This window comes from Paraburkholderia podalyriae, from assembly GCF_014397785.1.
Lineage (GTDB): Bacteria > Pseudomonadota > Gammaproteobacteria > Burkholderiales > Burkholderiaceae > Paraburkholderia > Paraburkholderia podalyriae.
The window spans coordinates 239,643-261,103 of sequence record NZ_VZQQ01000007.1 but is presented as its reverse complement, the minus strand read 5'-3'; the positions used below and the strand labels follow the sequence as shown (position 1 = coordinate 261,103).

Sequence of the window (21,461 nt, the reverse complement as noted above, 5' to 3'; positions counted from 1 at the left end):
GGCTTCGTCTGGTGGTTCGCGACTCGCAACGAAGTCAGGCGGCTGGCAGAGCGATGCCGATGCGGCGCGCGCAACCGGCGTGGCGAGGCCGCCAGGCAGTGGCGGATCACAGGCCGCGATGCCGCGCGGCTTCAGCCATGCTCGAACTGCGGCTCCGCAATCACCGTTCGCGTCGCATCGATGCGGCGGCACGCGGCCAGCATCTGCTGCAACGACGTCACAGAGCACTCGGCTTCCAGCGAGTCTTGCTGATCGGCGCTCCATTGCCGCATATCCTCGGGCGTCCAAAGGCCGACCACGACCGACACCTTCGGCAAGCGCGCGCGAATGCGCCGCACCAGATTGCGCAGATGCGACGGAACGCCGTCGATCTGCAGATACAGAATGCAGACGATGCCGACGTCGTCCGCCTCCAGGCTGTCGATCGACGCGCGCGACACCGCCTCGTGCGGCAATGAGCGCGCCGCGAAGCCGCGCTTGGCGAGCAACTGCAGCAGGATGACCGTCGCGAGCGCATCGAGCGGGCCACGGCCCGGCAGGCACAACACGCGGCTCGTCGGCGCATGCCAGGCGAACACGGGCGCCGCGACGGACGGTTCGCTGATCGCCGCCGGTTCCCGGCCGTGGGTCGGTTCCGGCGCGACCGTAGTGGTGCTCATGCTGCTATTCGCGGCGTCGACCGATTGTGGCATCACCCGCGCGGCCTGCGTTTCGTCGGGCGGCGCCATCGGCCCTACCGCGCCCCAGTTCGCCTGCGGCCCGAGCGGCCCGAGCGGCGTGGGCACGCGATCCTCATAACCGTCGAGGCCGTCGACCAGGTCGTTGGTCGTCGACTCGATGCGCGCGAGCTGCGCGCTCGTCACGCTGCCGCTCGTCACGTCGTTGGCCGCGAGCCGCAAGGCCTTGATCGCGACTTCGTCGTAGTAAGCCGATAGCGAGCGGTCTCGCAGCAGCACTTCGGCCTGCTCGATCGCTTCGTCCGGATCGCCCGCGAGCGCGCGTTGATAGAAGTTTTCGACCGGCGTCAGCGCGGGCTGATCGCCGAGCAGCACGTCGAGAAACTCCAGACGCCGCACATGCCGGCCGAGTACCAGCAGACACAGCGTCAACGGCGTCGACAGGATCAGGCCGATCGGCCCCCAGATCCAGCTCCAGAAGATCGCCGCGACCACCACCGAAAACGGCGACAGGCCCGTGCTGCGCCCGTACAACAGCGGCTCGATCACCTGCCCCACCGTCAGCTCGGCGACCACGAACAACACTAGCGACCAGATCGCCATCGTCCAGCCGGGACTCACCGCGGCGGCGAGCGCGGTGGGCAGCATCGCCGCGATCCAGATGCCGACGTAGGGCACGAGCCGCAGCAGCGCCGCGAGAATCCCCCACAGGATCGGGCTCGGCACGCCGATCAGAAAGAGCCCCGCGCCGATCACGACGCCGACTCCGGTGTTCACGCCTAGCTGCGACACGAAGTAACGGCTCAGGCGGCGCGCGGTCTCGTCCATCACCGTGGTCGTGCGGTGCAGGTCGCGCGAGCCGAACAGCCGGATCGCGCGATCGCGCAGGTCGTCGCGTTGCAGCAGGATCACGATCGTGACCACGAATACGATGAACGCGGTTGCCAACGGACTGATGGCCGGCGACAGCACGCGTCGCGCGAGCTCGAACGGCGTCGGCACCGGCTCGCGCACTTCCACCGGCACCGCCGCCGATGCATGCGGGCTCGCCGCGGCTGCCGCGCCGTTCGGCGCTTGCGGTTGCGGCGGCTCGATCGTCGCGCGCTGCAACGCCTGTCCCGCCTCGCTCGCGAAACGGTTCAGCTTGCCGATCGTCAGGCTGTGCACGGTGTCGAGCTTGTGTGCGATGGTCGCCTGATAGCGCGGCATGCCGGCCGCGAGATCGGTCAGCTGGGTGGCGATCACCGCGCACAGCAGCGCGATGATCGACACCGAGATCAGAACCGCCGCGCACACCGACGCGACATGGCCGAGCCTGAGCCGGGACAGTGCATCGGCGAGCGGCGCAACGAGAAAGCTCAACAGGATCGCGAGCGTGATCGGAATCATCACGGCGCTCGCGAAGTACAGACAGGCGACCGCGATCACGGCAACGCCGAACGTGACGAGGCCCTCGATACCGATTGCGGCGGATGCCGCGGGAATGCGTGCGGTGGGTCTCGTGCCGCGCGACTCGGGTGTGTCGTTCATCTTGTGGAGCGAAACTCGGGCATGGGAATACCGTCTCCGAGCCGCGCGCGATGCGCCGGCTCAGAGTCTGATCACTCAGTACTATCGAGTCATGCCTATTTCAGCGTATCGCCCGGCACCGGCCCGCTCTCGACCGGTGGTGCCTCCTTCTCGATCTCACTGCGCGCCTGTTCCCAGTATTGCTCGGGCGTGCCCTTCGGCTCGGCCGCCTGCTCCCAAAGATAGTAGGCGCGCATGCGGATCATCTCGTCGATGCTCGGTTCCTGGTCCATTTGTTCACCCCGGCCTGGCTGTTTGGGTGCGCGCGCCTGCCGTGACGAAGATCGGAGACGCGTGCGTGTCGTCACCCACAGAGGGAGCAAACGTTGTACCTGGGTTGCGGCCCGCTACTGCAACGGAACAGGCATCGCTCACTAGCCTGGCGAAACGTCGCCTTCGTCGGAAGTCAGTTGCTCTTCGAGCCGATCGAACACGCGCTGCGTTGCGCGGCTCGGCGCTTCGAGCGCGAACAGCAGCAGCGAGCGGCCGGTCACCTGAAAGGCATCGCCCGCGCTGAATTGCGGCAGCTCGGCGCGAACCGGCATGTTGGTGTCGACGAGGCAGGTCCAGAGCCCACCCTCGGGAATGTCAGGCAGCGTGAAGTTGACGACATCGTGATACGCGTTCAGCACCAGCAGCAACGTCGCGTCGGACGCGAGACGGCGAATGCCGCTCGCCTGCGCGCGGCCGTCGATCACGAGGCCGAAGCAGCGCATCGCCGGATCGGCCCACTGCTCGTCGGTGATGTCGGTGCCGTCCGGCGATAGCCAGCGCGTGTCGGTCACGTCGAGCGTGTCGTTGTGTTCGCCGGTCAGAAAACGGCCGCGCCGCAGCACCGGCAAGCGGTGGCGCAGCGTAGTCAGATTGCGCACGAACTCGCTCAGCGCGCGGCCGTCGTCGTCGATCGCATCCCAATCGACCCAGCTGATCTCGTTGTCCTGGCAATACGCGTTGTTGTTGCCCTGCTGCGTGCGGCCGAATTCGTCGCCGGCGAGGATCATCGGCGTGCCTTGCGACAGCAGCAGCGTCGCCAGCAGATTGCGCTTCTGGCGCTCGCGTTGCTGGCGGATGTCGGCGTCATCGGTCGGTCCTTCGACACCCATGTTCCACGACCTGTTGTCCGAGTGACCGTCGCGGTTGTCCTCGCCGTTTGCGTCGTTGTGCTTGTCGTTGTACGAGACCAGATCGTTCAGCGTGAAGCCGTCGTGCGCGGCGATGAAGTTCACGCTCGCCCACGGCCGCCGGCCGCGATGGTTGAACTTGTCGCCCGACGCGGTGACGCGCGTCGCGAGATCGGCGGCCGTGCCTTCGTCGCCCTTCCAGTAAGCGCGCGCGGTGTCGCGAAAGCGATCGTTCCATTCGGCCCAGCCCGGCGGAAACCCGCCCACCTGATAGCCGCCGGGGCCGCAATCCCACGGCTCGGCGATCAGCCGGATGCTGGAGAGCACCGGGTCCTGGCGGCAGCTGTCGAGAAAGCCGCCGCCCTCGTCGAAGCCGTGATCTTCGCGGCCGAGGATCGTTGCGAGATCGAAGCGGAAGCCGTCCACTTTCATCTCGGTGACCCAGTAGCGCAGGCTGTCGGTCACCATCTGCAGCACACGCGGATGTGACAGGTTCAGCGTATTGCCGGTGCCGGTGTCGTTGATGTAGTAGCGCGGCTCGTCGGGCATCAGCCGGTAGTACGACGCGTTGTCGATGCCTTTGAACGAGATCGTCGGCCCGCGTTCGTTGCCTTCGGCGGTGTGGTTGTACACGACGTCGAGTATCACTTCGAGGTCGGCCTGATGAAAGCGGTCGACCATCTCCTTGAACTCGCCGACCGATTCGGTCGACGACGCGAAGAAACGCGGATCGGCCGCGAAAAAGCCGATCGTGTTGTAGCCCCAGTAGTTCGTCAGGCCCTTGTCGAGCAGATGGCTGTCGTTGACGAAGGTCTGGATCGGCATCAGTTCGACCGAGGTCACGCCAAGGCTGCGGATGTGGTCGAGCACCGGCTGCTGCGCCAGACCCGCGAAGGTACCGCGCAAACGCTCGGGCACCTGCGGATGACGTTTCGTGTAGCCGCGCACGTGTGTCTCGTAGAGAATCACGCGTTCCCACGGCAGCGCGTTGCGCTCCGGATGGCTCCACGAAAAATTCGCATCGACTACCTTGCACTTCGGCACGAAAGACGCACTGTCGCGTTCATCGAATGACAGGTCGGCCTCTTCCGAATCGAGCGTATAGCCGAAAATTTCCGGCGCCCATATCAGCTCGCCGATGTGCGCCTTCGCATACGGATCGAGCAGCAGCTTGTTCGGATTGAAGCGATGCCCGTTCTCGGGTTCGTAAGGTCCATGCACGCGGTATCCATACACGGCACCCGGTTTCAGATTCGGTACGAACACATGCCATACCTCGTCGGTGTATTCGGGTAACTCGATCCGTTCAAGTTCGTGCTCGCCGGTTTCATCGAACAGACACAGTTCGACTTTAGTCGCGTGCGCGGAGAACAGCGCGAAGTTGACGCCGCTGCCGTTCCATGTCGCGCCGAGCGGAAACGGCGTGCCTTCGGAAATGCGCGTCGAATAGCTGGCTGGGGATGACATAAGCGTTCTCTGTGGACGCAAAGGTGTGGGTAGTTCCGGGTCGTGAGGTGCTTTTTTCAACTGGCTTTTCACGTCTTCTTGCAGCGTGCAGCGCGTGATCCAGTGTACGCGCAACGCAGCAAGCGGGCTTGATGAGCAACTTACGGGCCCGGCCGGGTGCGCCTTCAGATTAACGCCGCGGCACGCGATTTGCAGCACAGTGGCTAACGCACGCACGCGTTGCGCGCCGCCGCAAGCCACGACAGCAAACAGGGAGAACCCAAATGATGCGCAACCTACAGATCAAACCGCTGGCCGCTTCCGCATCGCTTCTCGCCGCCATCACGCTGAGTTCCGCCATTGCCACGTGCGGCAGCGCGTTCGCGCAGGGCGCGCCCTAGGCGATCACCGAAAAACGCACGGACGTCGTGCAGCTCGCGAGCGGCTATCGCGCGTCGAAGTTGTCGGGGGCGGACGTGTATAACCGCAACAAGGACGACATCGGCACGCTCGACGATCTGATCGTCTCGCCGGGCACCGAGCGCACCACGTACGCGATCCTGTCGGTCGGCGGTTTTCTCGGTATGGGCAAGCATCTCGTCGCGGTGCCGTTCAACGATCTGCAGATCGACAACCGGCGCATCGTGCTGCCCGAGGCGACGAAGAAATCGCTCGAGGCGCTGCCGGAGTTCAAATACGCGAATTGAGCGGCGCAGGCAGAGGCGTTCAGCCCAGCAGTTTGTCCGGCGTGATCGGCAAATCGCGGATGCGTTTGCCGGTCGCATGCCAGATCGCGTTGCACACGGCTGCCGCTACGCCCACCACGCCGATTTCGCCGACGCCTTTGACGCCGAGCGGATTGACGATGTCGTCAAGCTCGTCGACGAACAGCACGTCGATCGCATGAATGTCGGCGTTCACGGGCAGGTGATATTCGGCCAGGTTGTGGTTCATCTGCCGCCCGAGCGCGTGATCGAACAGGCCGTGCTCGTGCAGCGCCATGCTGATGCCCCACACCACGCCGCCCGCGACCTGATTGCCCGCGGTCTTCGGATTGACGATGCGCCCCGCCGCGACCGCGCTGACCACGCGCGTCACGCGCACGGTGCCGAGCGCTTCGTCGACGCGCACCTCGGCAAACACCGCCGAATGCGTGCCCATCGAATACGCCTGCTGCTTTTCGTGCGGCTTCACGCTCGCCTGCTCTTCGAGTTCGTCGAGACCGGCGCGCTCGAACAGCGTCGCGATCTCGATCGAGTCGTCCGCGTGCGGGCCGCAGACGAGCCGGTCGCGCTCGCGCCGCACGTCTTCGCGCGCGACCGACGCAAAGCGCGCGCCGCCATGTTCGCGCGCCAGTTCGACCAGACGATTGTGCAGGCGCGTGCAGGCGGCATCGACCGCGCTGCCCACCGACGATACCGTCCACGACCCGCCCTCGATCGGCGCCTTCGGCAGCCGCGTATCGCCGAGTTCGAAGCAGATGTCGCCGAGCGGCATGCCGAGCGCGTCGGCGGCGATCTGCGTCATCGCGGTGTAGGTGCCGGTGCCGATGTCGGCGGTCGAGCTCGACACCTCGACGCGGCCATCGCGCGTCAACACCGCGCGTGCGGCCGCTTCGTTCTGCATCGCGTCCCACACGCCGGTCGCCATGCCCCAGCCGATCAACTCGTTGCCTTCGCGGCGTGCGCGGGCTTCGAGCGGCCGCCCGGCCCAGCCGAAGCGGGCCGCGCCCTCGCGATAGCAGTCGCGCAGCGCCTTGCTCGAATACGGCAGGTTCCTGTTCGCGTCGCGCTCCGCATAGTTGACGAGCCGCAATTCGAGCGGGTCCATCCGCAACGCCTGGGCGAGTTCGTCCATCGCGACTTCGAGCGCAAACAGCCCTTGTGTCGCGCCGGGCGCGCGCATGTCGGCTGGTGTCGGCACGTCGAGCTTCGCCACCTTGTAGCCCATCGACACGTTCTCACATCGATATAGCTGCCCCGCCCAGTTGACCACCGCGTCGCAGAAATCCTCGTAGCGCGAGGTTTCCGACACCGCCTCGTGGATTACCGCCTGCAGGCGGCCATCCGCCGACGCGCCGAGCGCGACGCGCTGCACCGTTTGCGGACGATGCGCGAACGTGAACATCTGCTGCCGGGTCAGCGTGACGCGCACCGGTTTGCCGAGTTCACGCGCGGCCATTACCGCGAGCGCCAGATGATATTGCGGCCGCAAGCCGGAGCCGAACGCGCCGCCGACGAACGGCGACACCACCTGCACCTGGTCGTCTTGCAGACCGAACACGCGTGTCAGATAGCCTTTCGTATTGACGACGCCCTGAGTCTTCTCATAGACGGTCAAGCGTCCTTGCGCGTCCGGCACTACGGTGCAGCCGTGCATTTCCATCGGATTGTGATATTCCACGGGCGTCGTGTAGAACGCGTCCACCCGCACCTTCGCATCGGCCAGCGCCTTGCGTGGGTCGCCGCGCGCGGGTGGCGGCGGATCGAAGCCGCCCTTGTCGGTCGACGGCGGCACGGCGCTCATCAACGCGGCTTCGAGATCGGTCTGATGTGAAGTCGCCTCGTAGCGCACCCGCACCAGCGACGCCGCGTAGCGCGCGAGTTCGAGCGAACGCGCGACCACCAGCGCGACCGGCTGCCCGCTGTACCACACGCGCTCGTCCCACAGCGGCCTCAACGGCGTGCCGCCGGGCGCGATCATGTCCTTGAACGCGTCGACGTCCGACGGCAACGCCGGGCGCTTGCGATGCGTGAGCACGAGCAGCACGCCGGGCAACGCCTCGGCGGCCGACGTATCGATCGATACGATGTTGCCGCTGGCGATCGTGCTCGACACGACGACGCCATACACGAGCCCCTCGGCGAAGAATTCGGCCGCATATTGCGCGGCGCCCGTCACTTTGGCGGGCCCATCGACGCGCGAATGCGGCGCGCCGGTCGCAGGCTTGATGCTGCCGGTCGATGGCAAGGTTTGGGCACGGTTCATCGCGCGGCCTCCTCGAACGAGTGTTGCGTGGCCTCGGCGAAGGCGCGCACGATCACGCGCGCCGCGAGTTCGATCTTGAACGCGTTGTCGCGCCGACCGTGCGCATCGCGCAGCAGCGCCGCCGCAAAATCGCGCACGCTTCGCGCGTTCAGCGTCTCGCCGCGCAGTGCGGCTTCGGCGGCGGGATCGCGCCACGGCTTATGCGCGACGCCCCCGAGCGCGCAACGCGCGTCGACGATTCGAGAATCGTCGTCCAGTTCGACACCGACCGCGGCCGACACCAGCGCGAACGCATACGACGCGCGGTCGCGCACTTTCACATACGCGTGATGCGCGGCAAAGCCTTGCGGCGGCAGTTCGATCGCGCTCACGAGTTCGTCGTCGCGCAGATTGGTATCGATATGCGGCGTGTCGCCGGGCAGCCGGTGAAACTCCGCGAACGGCAGCGTGCGTGCGCCGTCGCTGCCGATCAGATGCACGGTGGCGCCGAGCGCCGCCAACGCGACGCACATATCAGACGGATGCACGGCGATGCAGTGCTCGCTTGCACCGAGGATCGCGTGAATGCGGTTCACGCCGTGCAGCGCCGGACAGCCGCTGCCGGGTTCGCGCTTGTTGCAAGGCGTGCCCACGTCATAGAAGTAGTAGCAGCGCGTGCGTTGCAGCAGATTGCCGCCGACCGTGGCGACGTTGCGAATCTGCGGCGACGCGCCCGCGAGGATCGCTTTCGCGAGCAGCGGATAGCGTGTCGCGACGGTATCGTCATACGCGAGCGCGCTGTTGGTGACGAGCGCACCGATCTTCAGGCCACCTTGCTCCGACGCCTCGATCTGCCTGAGCGGCAAACGGTTGATGTCGACCAGCAAAGCGGGCCGCGCAACATCTTCGCGCAACAGGTCGACCAGATTCGTGCCGCCCGCGATGAACGCCGCGCGCTTGTCCGACCGATGCCGTTCGAGCGCGTCCTGCACCGCATCGGCGCGCATGTACGAGAAGCGGTTCATGGCCGCGCTCCGGGTTGATTCGCGAGCGGGACGGCTTGCGTGTCATCCGCGTCGGCCAGATGCGCCGCATCGAGAATCGCCGCGACGATGTTCGTGTACGCGCCGCAGCGGCACAGATTGCCGCTCATCTGCTCGCGCACGTCGGCGGCGCAGCGCACGTGCCCTTCTTCGAGCATCGCGTGCGCCGAGCAGATTTGGCCCGGCGTACAGTAGCCGCACTGAAACGCGTCGTGATCGATGAACGCCTGCTGCAGCGGATGCAGCGTGTCGCCGCTCGCGAGACCTTCGATCGTCGTGATCGATGCGCCGTCGTACACGACCGCGAGCGCGAGGCAGGTATTGATCCGCTGACCATTGACGATCGCCGTGCATGCGCCGCATTGGCCATGATCGCAGCCCTTCTTGGTGCCGCTCAGACGCGCGTGCTCGCGCAACAGATCGAGCAGCGAGGTCCACGCCTCGACGTCGAAGCACCGCGTCTCGCCGTTGATCTCGAACGTCAATGCATGCGACACGGGCGCGTCGGCCCGCGCGGCTTCAGCTTCGGGAGTAGCCATCGGATTTTCTCCTCACAAAGGGTCGCGTAACGCGACGCGAAGAAACTCAACGCAGCTCAACGCAACGCACGCCGACGCGCTCGACGGATCGCTTATTGCCCCGCCCCACTCCCCGCGCGCGGAGGCGTCGCGCCTTTGAAGCGCTTGTTAGTGGTTTTGCCATTCCCGCTGCCGGCGACACCATTGGTGGCGCCCCCCGACTCACCGACATTGCCGTTCGCATCGTTCGCGCTGCTCGTATCCGGCGTGCGCGATTCTTCCAGGCCGGCGCCGGGTTGCGCGCCGGGCTTGCTCTTTTGCATCGACGGATTGGAGCCGGTCTGCGCGAAGCTCGCCTGCGCAAAGCCTAGCGCGAGGCAGCCCGAAACGAGCGCGGCGCCCAGTTTGACGGATAGATCGATCTTCATGACACTCTCCCTGATGACGTTAACAAAACCCACTGCGCGAACCTCGTACGCGATCGCTGGCGGCCACGCCGCCTTCAGTTCGACGAGCTAAATGATCGGCGCGCCGCCCGTCACGGCAATCGTCGCGCCCGAAATGTAGCTCGCCTGATCCGACGCGAGCATCACATACGCGGCCGCGAGCTCCGCGGGTTGGCCGGGGCGCTTCATCGGCACCTGCTTGCCGAACTGCTCGACCTTGTCGGGCGGCATCGTCGATGGAATCAGCGGGGTCCAGATAGGTCCCGGCGCCACGCAGTTCGCGCGAATACCTTTTTCCGCGAGCAATTGCGCGAGGCCGCCTGTGAAGTTCTGGATCGCTCCCTTGGTGGTCGCGTACGCGATCAGGCCTGGATTCGGATGATCGGCATTGATCGACGACGTATTGACGATCGCGCCGCCCGGCTTCATGTGGCGCACCGCCGCGCGTGTGATCCTGAACATCGCGCCGATGTTGGTATCGAAGGTCTTGTCCCATTCTTCGTCGCTGATCGCGTCGAGCGACGGATAGCTCATCTGATACGCGGCGTTGTTGACTACCACGTCGAGCCGGCCGAATGCCTCGATCGCCTTGTCGACGATCGCTTCGCAATGCTGGGGATCGCGGATATCGCCGCCGACCAGCACCGCCTTGCGGCCCGCGTCCTCGACCCAGCGTGCGGTCTCGCGCGCATCGTCGTGTTCGTCGAGATAGGCGATCAGCACATCGGCGCCTTCGCGCGCGAACGCGATCGCCACCGCGCGGCCAATGCCGCTGTCGCCGCCCGTCACGATCGCCGCCTTCCCCGCGAGACGCCCCGATCCTTGATAGGTTTTCTCGCCGTGATCCGGTTGCGGTTTCATGTCGGCGGTGCGGCCGGGCGTCTGATTCTGCTGCTGTTTCGGAAACGGCGGTGCCGGACGTTGTGTGTCGCTCATGACGGATCCCCTGTTGCGAATGATCATGGGCGGCGCGCACGAACGCGCCGCGTCATTCGGTCCTTCAGCAACGAGTGGGCCTGCGTGCGCGAGCGCGGCGAACTGCGACGCACAGAACCGAGGCGGACAGATGTCAGGTAGATGACAAAACAGAATTCGCACAGCGCCGAGTGCGATTTTCTGGCGACGACCGTGCAGAAATGACTGCACTGTCAGTCAGTTTTCGCTAACAGCGTGATTCAGATGATCGCGGGGTAGCGTCCACCTTTGGTCATGACGGCCCCGCCGCGTGCAACGCCGCCGCCGATTCGAGCACGCGCAACAGACGCTCGGGCGTCAACGGTTTCGCGCAATGCGCATCGAAGCCGGCGGCCTTCGCGAGCGCGCGATCTTCACGCGACGCAAACGCGGTACACGCAACCAGCAACATGTGGGAAGTCTGCGGATGAGCGCGCAGACGGCGCGCGAGTTCGAGCCCGTCGAGTCCCGGCATCTTGATGTCCAGCACCACCGCGAACGGCTGCCATTCGCGCGCGGTCTCGCATACGGCAAACGGATCGTCGAGCGCACGGCATTCGAAGCCATCGGCCATCAGGAGCATTTGCAGCGCCTCGGCTGCTTCCCGGTAATCGTCGACCACCAGCACGCGACGATGCGCCGCCATCGCGTAGCGAATCGGCCGCCACACGAGCACGTCGTCGCTGCTGTCCACGCTGTCGTTGAACACAGTCATTATTTGTCGCCCTTTTTCCATTCGCCCTAAAGGGCATCTCGCGCCACGCGCGCAAGATTCGATCCCATTGCGTCGGCCAGACTACGGCCCGTTTTCGCGATTCCCGCTTCGTCCGCGCAATGCCGCGGCCAACGCGCTTCGTCGCGCATTCCAGCGTTGCAACGAGCTGGAATGCGCGGGCTCAGCGTGCCCATTGAACGCGGCGTTTGAATGACGGCGCTTGCGATGCGCGCTTTGCGCAACATCGGTTGGCGCTCTGTCTTCGTGCAGCCGCCTCGCTCAGGGGCGTCGCACGGTATTGGTATTTCGACGGATTGAGGGGATGACGCAATGCATGCCGCTAGCGCTCTTGATGGCGCGGATCGATCACGCGGTCATACCCAAAGGATAAGCGACGAAGCCCGATAAAAAATGCGCGACATGTTAGGGGTTTGTGCTCTGCGGGTTATCCCGCACGATCATCGATGAAGCCCTTCAGCATCGCGAGCGTATCGGCGTCGTCGATATGTTTGTCCGTACGCCAGCGCAGCATGCGCGGAAAGCGCACGGCCACGCCAGACTTGTGGCGCGAGCTGGCCTGTATTCCTTCGAAACCGATCTCGAACACGAGGGTCGGCGTCACGCTGCGCACGGGGCCAAATTTATCGACGGTGGTCTTGCGCACGATCGCATCGACCCGACGCATCTCTTCGTCGGTGAGCCCTGAATAGGCCTTCGCGAACGGCACCAGCGTGCGCACGCCGTCGGCTTCGTCCCACACGGCGAACGTGTAGTCGGTGTAAAGACTCGCGCGACGGCCATGACCGCGCTGCGCGTATACAAGTACGGCATCTACCGCATACGGCTCGATCTTCCATTTCCACCACGTACCCGATGCCTTGGTGCGGCCCACGCCATACATCGACCCGCGCTCCTTCAGCATCAATCCTTCGACGCCGCGCGCACGGCTCTGGTCGCGCAATGCCGCGAGCGCGCTCCAGTCCGCACCAGGGACGAGCGGCGATACGCGCAGCAGACCACCCGCGAGCGTGCTATCGACGGAGGTGGCCAGCGCATCGAGCTGTTCGCGCCGTTCAGCGAGCGGGCTCATGCGCAGGTCCTGTCCGTTCGCTTCGAGCAGGTCGTACGCGAGCAGCGCGGCCGGCGAATCCGCGAGTATCTTGCGCGTCAGCGTCTTGCGCGCGATGCGCGGTTGCAGCCGCGCGAACGGCAACGGCGCGGCCGCGCCGGGCTCCCACGCGAGAATCTCGCCATCGATCACGTAGCCCTCGGGTAAGGACTCGCCCAATGCCGCGACTTCGGGGAATCGATCGGTAATCAGATCCTCGCCGCGCGACCACAACCATACGCGGCCGCCGCGTTTGACGAGTTGCGCGCGAATGCCGTCCCACTTCCATTCGATCAGCCAGTGCGACGGATCGCCAAGTGTCGCCGGATCGCTCTGCAATGGATGGGCGAGAAAGAACGGATACGGCAGGCCGAGGTCGCTGTCGTATTCGAGCGCGTGCGCTTGCGTATCGTCGTCGGCCTGCGGCGCGATCAGACGCAGATAACGAGCCGCGTCGGGCTTCTGTCGCGAATCGGTCCAGCCGACCATCCGTTGCGCGATCCGCTTGTGATCGACGCCGGCCACTTCCGCCAGCGCGCGCACCACCAGTTGCCGCGCGACGCCGACCCGAAAGCCGCCGCCGATCAGCTTGGTCAGCAGGAAACGGCCGCCCCAGTCCAGTTCGTCCCAGTAACTGAGCAGACGTGTGCGCAATTCGTCGGGCGGCAGGCCGCGCAATGGCAGCATGCGCTGCTCGATCCATTGCGTGAGGCCAAGCTCCGAGCTGCGCTGCGCGGGCGGCAGGATATGCGCGATGGTCTCGGCCAGATCGCCCACCGCGTGATACGACTCCGCGAATAGCCACTCGGGCAAGCCGGCGCGCTCGCGCGCGAGTTCGGTCAGCAATCGCGTCGGCACCAGTTGCCGCGGCTTGCCGCCCGCGAGGAAGTACGACGCCCATGCGGCGTCCGCGGGCTCGGCCACCGAGAAATAACTGGTCAGTGCCGCGAGCTTGTCGTGCGTCGACGTGGTGGCATCGAGCGCGGTGTAGAGGGCCGCGAAGCGTTTCATACGATGCCCGTCACGATTGGCTCGTCGCCGGCGCTTCGTCGGCGCCCGCCGCATCGGCCTCGACGGTATCGTCGCCGTATTGCGTGTCGAATGCGCTGGCCTGCAGGCCCTGTTCGTTGAGCCAGCGCACCATAGGTTCGATCGAGCCATGCGTGACGATCACGCGCGTGGCGCCGCTCTCGCGTATGGCCGTTTGCAAACCCGGCCAGTCCGCGTGATCGGACAGCACGAAGCCGCGATCGACGCCGCGCCGGCGACGCGTGCCGCGCAGGCGCATCCAGCCCGACGCGAACGCATCGCTGTAATCGCCGAAGCGCTTCAGCCACGCGCTGTTTTGCGCGGACGGCGGCGCGACGATCAGCGCCTGTTTGAATAGCGCCTTCTGTTTCGCGGCTATTTCGCTGACGAGACCGAGCGGCGGCAGACGCACGCCCGCGTCGCGATACGCGCGATTGAGCGGCTCGACCGCGCCATGGCAGAAGATCGGCCCGATCGCCGCATCGACGCTCGCGAGCACGCGTTGCGCCTTGCCGAACGAATAGCAGAACAGCACCGACGCGCGGCCTTCGGAGGCGTTGCGACGCCACCATGAATCGATCGAATCGAACACGGTTTGCGGCGCGTCCCAGCGATAGATCGGCAGACCGAACGTCGATTCGGTGATGAAAGTATCGCAGCGCACCGGTTCGAACGCGGCGCAGGTCGGATCGGCTTCGAGCTTGTAGTCGCCCGATGCGACCCACACACGGCCCGCGTGTTCGATGCGCACCTGTGCCGAGCCGAGCACGTGCCCGGCCGGATGCAGCGACACGCGCGCCGCGCCGATCGTCAACGGCTCGCCATAGTCGAGCGTGTGCAGCGCGATGCCGGGCAGGCGCGATAGCAGCACGGTCGCGCCCGCGCGCGTGGCCAGATAGCGCTGATGACCGGAGCGCGCATGATCGGAATGCGCGTGCGTGATCACCGCGCGTTCGACCGGCCGCCACGGATCGATGTAAAAATCGCCAGCCGGGCAATACAGTCCCTCCGGTCGCGCGACCACCAGATCGTCGGCTTGCGGCGCGGTGTTGGTCTGACGCAGCGGCTGATCCATTGGCTGTCCTCGGGAATGGAATGCGATCTTCCGAACGCGGCCACGCAAACTATATGCCGCGCCATTGATGGCCCCGTTTCTGCTTACGGTATATAAAGCACACAGGCGTGTCGAGAGCGGCTGCCATCCGGCAGTGCCCGGCGCGCACCGCGAGGTCCCATGCCGATCCTGCTCGACCAGCAAGCGCTGCATATCGCCAGACATCCCTGGCGCTTCCTGCTGCAAACGCTGAAGGCGTTTCGCGCGAACCAGGGGCTGCTGCTAGCGGGCGCGGTTGCGTACTACGCGTTGCTGTCTATCGTGCCGCTGCTGATCCTGATCGTCATCGTGTTGTCGCGCGTGGTGCCGCAGCAGCTGGTGCTCGACGCGCTTGCGCATCTGCTGCGCTGGCTCGTGCCCGGACAATCGGCCGCGCTCGTGCGTGAGCTGTCGAACTTCCTGCTGCATCGCGCGGTGATCGGCTGGGTGCTGCTGCTGACGATGATCTTCTTCAGCTCGCTCGCGTTCACCGTGCTCGAAAACGCGATGTCGCTGATCTTCGTGCATCGGGTCGTCGTGAAGCGGCGCCACTTCCTGATCTCGGCGCTGCTGCCGTACTGCTACATCCTGTTTCTTGGCGTGGGACTGCTGATCGTCACGTTCGTGTCGAGCGCGCTCGACACGATCGGCGCAGAAGGACTCAGACTGTTTAGTCTCCACGTGTCGTTGCAGGGCTTCTCGCGAGTGATGCTGTATCTGTTCGGGCTCGCCGGCGAAATCTTCGTGCTGACCTCGGTGTATCTGGTGATGCCGGTGGGACGTCCGTCGCTCAAACACGCGCTGATCGGTGGCGTGGTGGCCGGCGTGCTGTGGGAGATCACGCGGCACGTGCTGGTCTGGTATTTCGCCACGCTGTCGCAGGTCAGCGTCGTCTATGGCTCGCTGACGATGGCGATCGTGATCCTGCTCAGCTTCGAATGGCTCGCGACACTGCTGCTGTTCGGCGCGCAGGTGATATCGCAATACGAGCGCTTCGGGCACGAACCGCTCGACGCGCCGCAGCCGAGGATCAAGACCGGGTAGCAAGCCACTCAAAAGGAACGACCCTTGCTCGCCGATACCGACGACGGCCGCCCGTTTCGCAGGGCGGCATCGACTGGCTATCGAGGAGCGAGGATCATGGCTGAAACCGTCGGCGATTTCATCATCGGGCGGCTGCACGCATGGGGTGTGCGGCGAATCTACGGCTATCCGGGGGACGGCATCAACGGCGTGTTCGGCGCGTTGAACCGCGCACAAGCCGAAGCGAGAAAACGCGATAAAGGCACGGATCAGCCGGGCCCGATCGAATTCATCCAGGTCCGTCACGAAGAAATGGCCGCGTTCATGGCCTCCGCGCATGCGAAGTTCACCGGCGAGTTGGGCGTATGCATCGCCACCTCGGGGCCCGGCGCTTCGCATCTGCTGACGGGCCTCTACGACGCGCGCATGGATCACATGCCGGTGCTGGCGATTAGCGGTCAGCAGGCGCGCGCGGCAATCGGCGGGCACTATCAGCAGGAGCTCGATCTGCCGGCGATGTTCAAGGACGTCGCCGGCTCGTTCGTCGGATTTGCGACGATGCCCGCGCAGGTGCGTCATCTGGTCGATCGCGCGGTGCGTATCGCGCTCGCCGAGCGCGCGGTCACCGCGCTGATACTGCCGAACGACCTGCAGGACATTCCGTACGAGCCGCCGGGGCGCAAGCACGGCACCCTGCATTCGGGCATCGGTTACGCGCGCCCGCGCGTGGTGCCGAGCGACGCGCAGTTGCGCCAGGCCGCCGACGTGCTGAACGCGGGCCGCAAGGTCGCGATCCTGGTCGGCGCGGGCGCGCTGAACGCGACCGACGAAGTCATCGCCGTCGCCGAGAAACTTGGCGCCGGCGTCGCGAAGGCGTTGCTTGGGAAGGCCGCGCTGCCCGACGATCTGCCGTGGGTGACCGGCTCGATCGGCCTGCTCGGCACGAAACCGAGCTACGACATGATGACCCATTGCGACACCTTGCTGATGATCGGCTCGGGCTTCCCGTACTCGGAGTTTCTGCCGAAGGAAGGCGACGCGCGCGGCGTGCAGATCGACATCAAGGCCGACATGCTGAGCCTGCGTTATCCGATGGAAGTGAACCTCGTCGGCGATAGCGCCGAGACGCTGCGCGCGCTGCTGCCGCTGCTCGATGACAAGAAGGATCGTCTGTGGCGCGAGCGCATCGAAGGCTGGGTCGCCGACTGGTGGAAGACGCTCGAGAAGCGCGCGCACGAACCCGCGAAGGACGGTCTCAATCCGCAGCTGTCGGTATGGGAGCTGTCGAAGCGCATTCCATCGAACGCGATCGTCACCAGCGATTCGGGCTCGGTCGCGAACTGGTACGCGCGCGATCTGCAGGTGCAGCGCGGCATGATGTGCTCGCTGTCGGGCGGGCTCGCATCGATGGGCGCGGCCGTGCCGTATGCGATCGCCGCGAAGTTCGCGCATCCCGAGCGGCCCGTGATCGCGCTCGTCGGCGACGGCGCGATGCAGATGAACAACATGGCCGAGCTGATCACGGTCGCGAAGTACTGGCAAGGCTGGAGCGATCCGCGCTGGATCTGCATGGTGCTCAACAACGGCGACCTGAATCAGGTGACGTGGGAGCAGCGTGTGATGGAAGGCGATCCGAAGTTCGAGGCCTCGCAGAACATTCCGTCCGTGCCGTATCACCGCTTCGCGGAGCTGATCGGTCTGAAGGGCATCTATGTCGACAATCCCGATCAGATGGCCACCGCCTGGGACGACGCGCTCGCGTCGAATCGCCCGGTCGTGATCGAGGTGAAGGCCGATCCGAACGTGCCGCCGCTGCCGCCGCACGTCACGCTCGCGCAGGCAAAGGCGTTCACCGAAACCTTGCTCAAGGGCGATCCCGATGAGGGCAACGTGGTCGTCGAAACGGCGAAGCAGGTGCTCGGTGCCGTGCTGCCGGGGCATCGGGACAAATGACGCGGTAGCGGTTCGACGAGGCGCGGCGGGCCGGCCGCTCGAAGCGCGCGCAGCGGGTCGCGCGCTGCGACGCGGCGAGGACAACGCGCCAGACGGCATCGACGCAAAAGCCTGATAGCCCCGCATCTGCTCCGCGCGGATTTCTGCAATTCTTGCAAAGCGACGGTAAAGCGTGCCAGGGGCCTGTCACGCCGACACGCGCGCCACAGCGCTGCTGGGCCATGCGTCGGACCGACAACCAAGCGGCCCCGGGTGCGGCTCGCCGCCTGCGCGGGAATGGCTTCTGCTACCGCCGAGCGCAGATTCCACTATTCAGCGGATTGCCTCCGCTCGCGCCCGCCCATGCGCAGAACCGCTTCCTTCGCCACCTCGTTGTGCGCGGCCTGCCTGATGTCCGCTTGTGTGCATATCGGCCCCTCGCGTCTGAAGGCCGATCAGGTCGACTATGCGCGCGCGCTCGGCGACGCGAAGAAGCGTGCGATCCTCGCCGCCGTGATCGGTCTGCGCTACGGCGATGCGCCGGCCTTCCTGAGCGTCAGCAGCATCATCGCCGCCTACACGTTCGACACCACCGGCGGCGCGACAGTCAACGCCGGCTCGGGCAGCATGCCGAACTACGCGCAGGCGACTGGCAGCGTGTCGTACTCGAATCGGCCGACCTTCACTTTCACGCCAACCACTGGCGAAGCGTTCGCCTCCGCGTACATCCGGCCGCTCGCGCCGGCGCTCGTGCTGCCGCTCGCCGAGGGCGGCGTGCCGATCGATCTGCTGTTGCGCATCACCGCGCAATCGATCGGCGGTCTGCAGAACGGCAATGTACTCGGCGGCGACAACAGCGCGGGCGCGCCGGGCTTCTTCGAATTGCTGCAGGCGTTGCGTCGTCTGCAAATGGCCGGCCGGCGAACTGAACGTCGAGACGCGTCAACTCGAGACGAAGGCCGATCTGAAAGGCGGCCAGACCCCCGCATTGGCGGTGTTCCTGTCGATCGGCGCGACGACGAGCGGCGGCTCGCCGGGCACGGCGGCCGATGTCGCGCGCGTGCGCAAGCTGCTGCATCTGTCGGCCAAGACGCGCAGCTATGAAATCGTGTACGGGCCGTCGTCGAGTTCTCAGAACGGCGAGCGCATTCCGATGGTGACGCGCTCGGTGCTCGGCATCCTCAGCGATCTCGGCGCGCAGGTGCAGGTGCCGCGGGAGCGCATCAGCGATGGTTCGACGAAGCCGACCGTCGGGTTGATCGGCGGGGAAACGCGGCCGACGATCATCGTGCACTCGGGCCAGGCCGCGCCGGCCGATGCTTATGTGTCGATCGCGTATGGACCGTCGGTGTATTGGGTCGAGCGCAACGACTTCGATTCGAAATACGCGTTTACGGTCGTGCAGAATCTGATGGCGCTCGCGGAGGCCGATACGAGCAGCAAGGCGCCGGTGGTGACGATTCCGGCGAATTGAGAGGTGAATAAAAGGCCCGGCGCTCGATCGGTCGTCATTCGAAAGAGATCACTAGCGGCACCGGCCAGGTGAAGCTCTTCACGGCACCCTGCTCGGCAGGCATGGGTCGGCCCCAATCCCGTCTCGAACAGATTCATATATATGTACGATCGGACGCTCTGTCCGCAACGGACGCTAACGACCTCGGCAGATCAATGGATACCACGGGTTATCCCCGTTCCGCCGGCGGCGTAAACATGCAATCATATAGATGAATTGAAGGAGACGACGATGGACGTCAATGCCCGATTGCCCCGCTACCAGCGCCTGCGGGACGAAATTGTCGCTCTTATCGCGGCTCGCCATTGGCGCCCCGGTGAGGCGATTCCGACGGAACAGGCGCTCGCCAATAGCTACGGCCTGGCCATCGGGACAGTTCGCAAGGCCGTCGATCTGCTCGTTGCGGAAGGTCTGCTTGAGCGCTTTCAGGGTAGAGGGACGTTCGTGCGCCGCGCGAACTTCGACGGTTCCCTGTTTCGCTTCTTCCGGTTCCAGACGCGGCAAGGCGAACGCCGCATTCCAGAGAGCCGCATCTTGCGCCGCGAGGTGGTCGACGCACCGTCGGCTGTCGCCGCGACCTTGCAGATTTCGAGTAGCGCGCGCGTGATTCAGATGTCGCGCGTGCGACTCATCGACGGCGTGCCGATGCTCGTTGAAGAAATCTGGTTGCCCTACGTACGTTTCGCGGCGTTTGCGCAGATGGACCTGAACGAAGTCGGTGACCTCTTGTACCCGGTGTATGAGGCGCAATGCAACCAGATTGTGGCGTCCGCCACGGAAACCCTGACCGTCGAGGCCGTTGGCCCGCTGCACGCAAGGCTCTTACACATTGCACCGGGCACGCCGGCTGTCGTAATCGAGCGTCTTGCGTACGGCTACGACCGACAGCCGCTCGAATGGCGCCGCTCGCGCGGACCCGCCAGCGAATTCATCTACCAGGCGGAGATCCGCTAGCGATCTGGCGCCATCAAAAATGCGTTGTTCTCAGCATGGGACGACGAGGAGGAGACAGCAATGTTTAAGTGGTTCAGCGAGATTTCGGGCAATGAACGTCGGACATTCTGGGCGTGCTTCGGCGGTTGGGCGCTCGATTCGCTCGACGTGCAGATGTTCAGCCTCGTGATTCCGGCGATCATCGCCGAATGGTCGATCAACCGCACCCAGGCGGGCCTGGTCAGCGGCGTCACGCTGGTTGCGTCGGCGCTTGGCGGTTGGATCGCCGGTATGCTGTCGGACCGGCTCGGACGGGTTAAGACGCTGCAGTGGACGGTCGCGTTCTTCGCCGTGTTTACGTTCCTGTGCGCGTTCGCGCAGAACTATCCGCAGTTTCTCGTGCTGAAGACGCTGCAGGGGTTCGGCTTCGGCGGAGAATGGGCGGCAGGCGCCGTGCTAATGGCCGAGACTATCCGCAACGAGCATCGCGGCAAGGCGATGGGCAGCGTGCAGAGCGCATGGGCGGTCGGCTGGGGCGCGGCGGTGATGCTCTACGCGCTGATGTTCTCGCTGCTGCCCGTAGAAACGGCATGGCGCGTGATGTTCGGGATTGGCCTCGTTCCCGCGCTGCTGATCCTGTACGTTCGACGTGGCGTGCAGGAGCCGACCCCGGCGCGTGACACGCGCGCGCGTCACGACGAGCCGGCATCTGGCGTGATCGTCGGCATCTTCTCGCCGAAGATGCTGCGCATAACGTTGATCGGTGCGCTGCTCGGCGTCGGCGCCCATGGCGGTTATTACGCGCTGATGACCTGGCTGCCGACGTTCCTGAAGAGCGAGCGCCATCTGTCCGTTCTAAGTACCGGCGGCTACCTTGCTGTGGTGATCATCGCCTTTTTCTGCGGCTGCCTCGTGAGTGCGCAACTGTTGGATCGCATCGGACGCCGCAAAACCATTCTCACATTTGCGATCTGCTGCGTAATAACGGTGATCGCCTATCTGTTTCTTCCGCTCGGCAATACCGCGATGCTGTTCTTCGGCTTTCCGCTAGGATTTTTTGCAGCAGGCATTCCGGCGAGCATGGGCGCGCTGTTTAACGAACTGTATCCAAGCGGGATGCGCGGCACGGGTGTCGGGTTTTGCTACAACTTCGGCCGCGTCGTATCCGCGGGATTCCCTGTGCTGGTCGGGCATATGTCCGCGAGTATGTCGCTCGGAACGGCGATCGGCATTGATGCAGCACTGGCCTACGCCATTGTCGTGCTGTCCGTGCTGATGCTGCCGGAGACACGAGGCCGCGTGCTAGGCGAAGCGGCTCTCGATATGGACATCCGCGGTCCACTCTCTCACGCTCAAACGCGTTAACGCGCTGGG

The 21,461-nt window shown here is 65.2% G+C and carries 15 protein-coding genes and 2 pseudogenes; 6 read left to right on the top strand and 11 right to left on the bottom strand.

Features of this window, described 5'->3' with window-relative positions:
- Positions 1 to 131: 131 nt before the first annotated feature.
- The 3 genes from F6X42_RS11055 to glgX form a co-directional block, all read right to left on the bottom strand.
- Positions 132 to 2,207 carry an AI-2E family transporter gene (locus tag F6X42_RS11055; protein WP_187634240.1) on the bottom strand — a complete coding sequence of 692 codons (2,076 nt, stop codon included), beginning with the start codon at positions 2,205 to 2,207 and terminating at the stop codon, positions 132 to 134.
- A gap of 95 nt (positions 2,208 to 2,302) precedes the next feature.
- Positions 2,303 to 2,479 carry a DUF2934 domain-containing protein gene (locus F6X42_RS11050; RefSeq protein ID WP_187634239.1) on the bottom strand — a complete coding sequence of 59 codons (177 nt, stop codon included), beginning with the start codon at positions 2,477 to 2,479 and terminating at the stop codon, positions 2,303 to 2,305.
- Between the two features lie 141 nt (positions 2,480 to 2,620).
- Entirely contained in the window at positions 2,621 to 4,834 is a 2,214-nt protein-coding gene (gene glgX / locus F6X42_RS11045) for a glycogen debranching protein GlgX (protein ID WP_187634238.1), read from the bottom strand.
- Between the two features lie 263 nt (positions 4,835 to 5,097).
- Here glgX and F6X42_RS11040 point away from each other — a divergent pair.
- Positions 5,098 to 5,520: pseudogene (locus F6X42_RS11040) on the top strand (PRC-barrel domain-containing protein).
- A 19-nt stretch (positions 5,521 to 5,539) separates the two neighbouring features.
- Here the strand turns inward: F6X42_RS11040 and F6X42_RS11035 are convergent.
- From F6X42_RS11035 to F6X42_RS11000, 8 genes are all read right to left on the bottom strand, one after another.
- The gene (locus tag F6X42_RS11035; protein WP_187634237.1) at positions 5,540 to 7,801 is read right to left on the bottom strand and encodes a xanthine dehydrogenase family protein molybdopterin-binding subunit; all 2,262 of its coding nucleotides are present in this window, start codon (positions 7,799 to 7,801) and stop codon (positions 5,540 to 5,542) included.
- Positions 7,798 to 8,805: an FAD binding domain-containing protein gene (locus F6X42_RS11030; RefSeq protein ID WP_187634236.1), complete on the bottom strand. Its 1,008-nt coding sequence runs from the start codon at positions 8,803 to 8,805 to the stop codon at positions 7,798 to 7,800. The genes F6X42_RS11035 and F6X42_RS11030 overlap by 4 nt, the downstream gene beginning before the upstream one ends.
- The gene (locus tag F6X42_RS11025) at positions 8,802 to 9,362 is read right to left on the bottom strand and encodes a (2Fe-2S)-binding protein (RefSeq protein ID WP_187634235.1); all 561 of its coding nucleotides are present in this window, start codon (positions 9,360 to 9,362) and stop codon (positions 8,802 to 8,804) included. Before F6X42_RS11025 ends, F6X42_RS11030 begins: the two co-directional genes overlap by 4 nt.
- Before the next feature lie 92 nt (positions 9,363 to 9,454).
- Complete coding sequence (locus F6X42_RS11020; protein ID WP_187634234.1) at positions 9,455 to 9,769, bottom strand: hypothetical protein; 315 nt, start codon at positions 9,767 to 9,769, stop codon at positions 9,455 to 9,457.
- 87 nt (positions 9,770 to 9,856) lie between these two features.
- Positions 9,857 to 10,723, bottom strand: coding sequence for a glucose 1-dehydrogenase (locus F6X42_RS11015; RefSeq protein WP_187634233.1), 867 nt, complete (start codon positions 10,721 to 10,723; stop codon positions 9,857 to 9,859).
- 271 nt (positions 10,724 to 10,994) lie between these two features.
- Positions 10,995 to 11,456 (bottom strand): response regulator, encoded by a 462-nt coding sequence (locus F6X42_RS11010; RefSeq protein WP_187634232.1) that lies wholly within the window; start codon positions 11,454 to 11,456, stop codon positions 10,995 to 10,997.
- 445 nt (positions 11,457 to 11,901) lie between these two features.
- Positions 11,902 to 13,575 (bottom strand): ATP-dependent DNA ligase, encoded by a 1,674-nt coding sequence (locus F6X42_RS11005; RefSeq protein WP_187634231.1) that lies wholly within the window; start codon positions 13,573 to 13,575, stop codon positions 11,902 to 11,904.
- A 10-nt stretch (positions 13,576 to 13,585) separates the two neighbouring features.
- On the bottom strand, positions 13,586 to 14,668 hold the full coding sequence (locus F6X42_RS11000) for a ligase-associated DNA damage response exonuclease (RefSeq protein ID WP_187634230.1): 1,083 nt from the start codon (positions 14,666 to 14,668) through the stop codon (positions 13,586 to 13,588).
- A gap of 159 nt (positions 14,669 to 14,827) precedes the next feature.
- Here F6X42_RS11000 and F6X42_RS10995 point away from each other — a divergent pair, with 159 nt between their 5' ends.
- The 5 genes and pseudogenes from F6X42_RS10995 to F6X42_RS10975 all read left to right on the top strand — a co-directional run bounded on the left by F6X42_RS10995 (position 14,828) and on the right by F6X42_RS10975 (position 21,452).
- Positions 14,828 to 15,730 (top strand): YihY/virulence factor BrkB family protein, encoded by a 903-nt coding sequence (locus F6X42_RS10995; protein ID WP_187634229.1) that lies wholly within the window; start codon positions 14,828 to 14,830, stop codon positions 15,728 to 15,730.
- A gap of 96 nt (positions 15,731 to 15,826) precedes the next feature.
- Positions 15,827 to 17,662, top strand: coding sequence for a thiamine pyrophosphate-requiring protein (locus F6X42_RS10990; RefSeq protein WP_187634228.1), 1,836 nt, complete (start codon positions 15,827 to 15,829; stop codon positions 17,660 to 17,662).
- Between the two features lie 342 nt (positions 17,663 to 18,004).
- Positions 18,005 to 19,115 (top strand): annotated as a pseudogene (locus tag F6X42_RS10985) (hypothetical protein).
- A 270-nt stretch (positions 19,116 to 19,385) separates the two neighbouring features.
- On the top strand, positions 19,386 to 20,108 hold the full coding sequence (locus F6X42_RS10980; RefSeq protein ID WP_187634227.1) for a GntR family transcriptional regulator: 723 nt from the start codon (positions 19,386 to 19,388) through the stop codon (positions 20,106 to 20,108).
- A gap of 60 nt (positions 20,109 to 20,168) precedes the next feature.
- Positions 20,169 to 21,452, top strand: a complete 1,284-nt coding sequence (locus tag F6X42_RS10975; protein ID WP_187634226.1) for an MFS transporter — start codon at positions 20,169 to 20,171, stop codon at positions 21,450 to 21,452.
- Positions 21,453 to 21,461 lie beyond the last annotated feature (9 nt).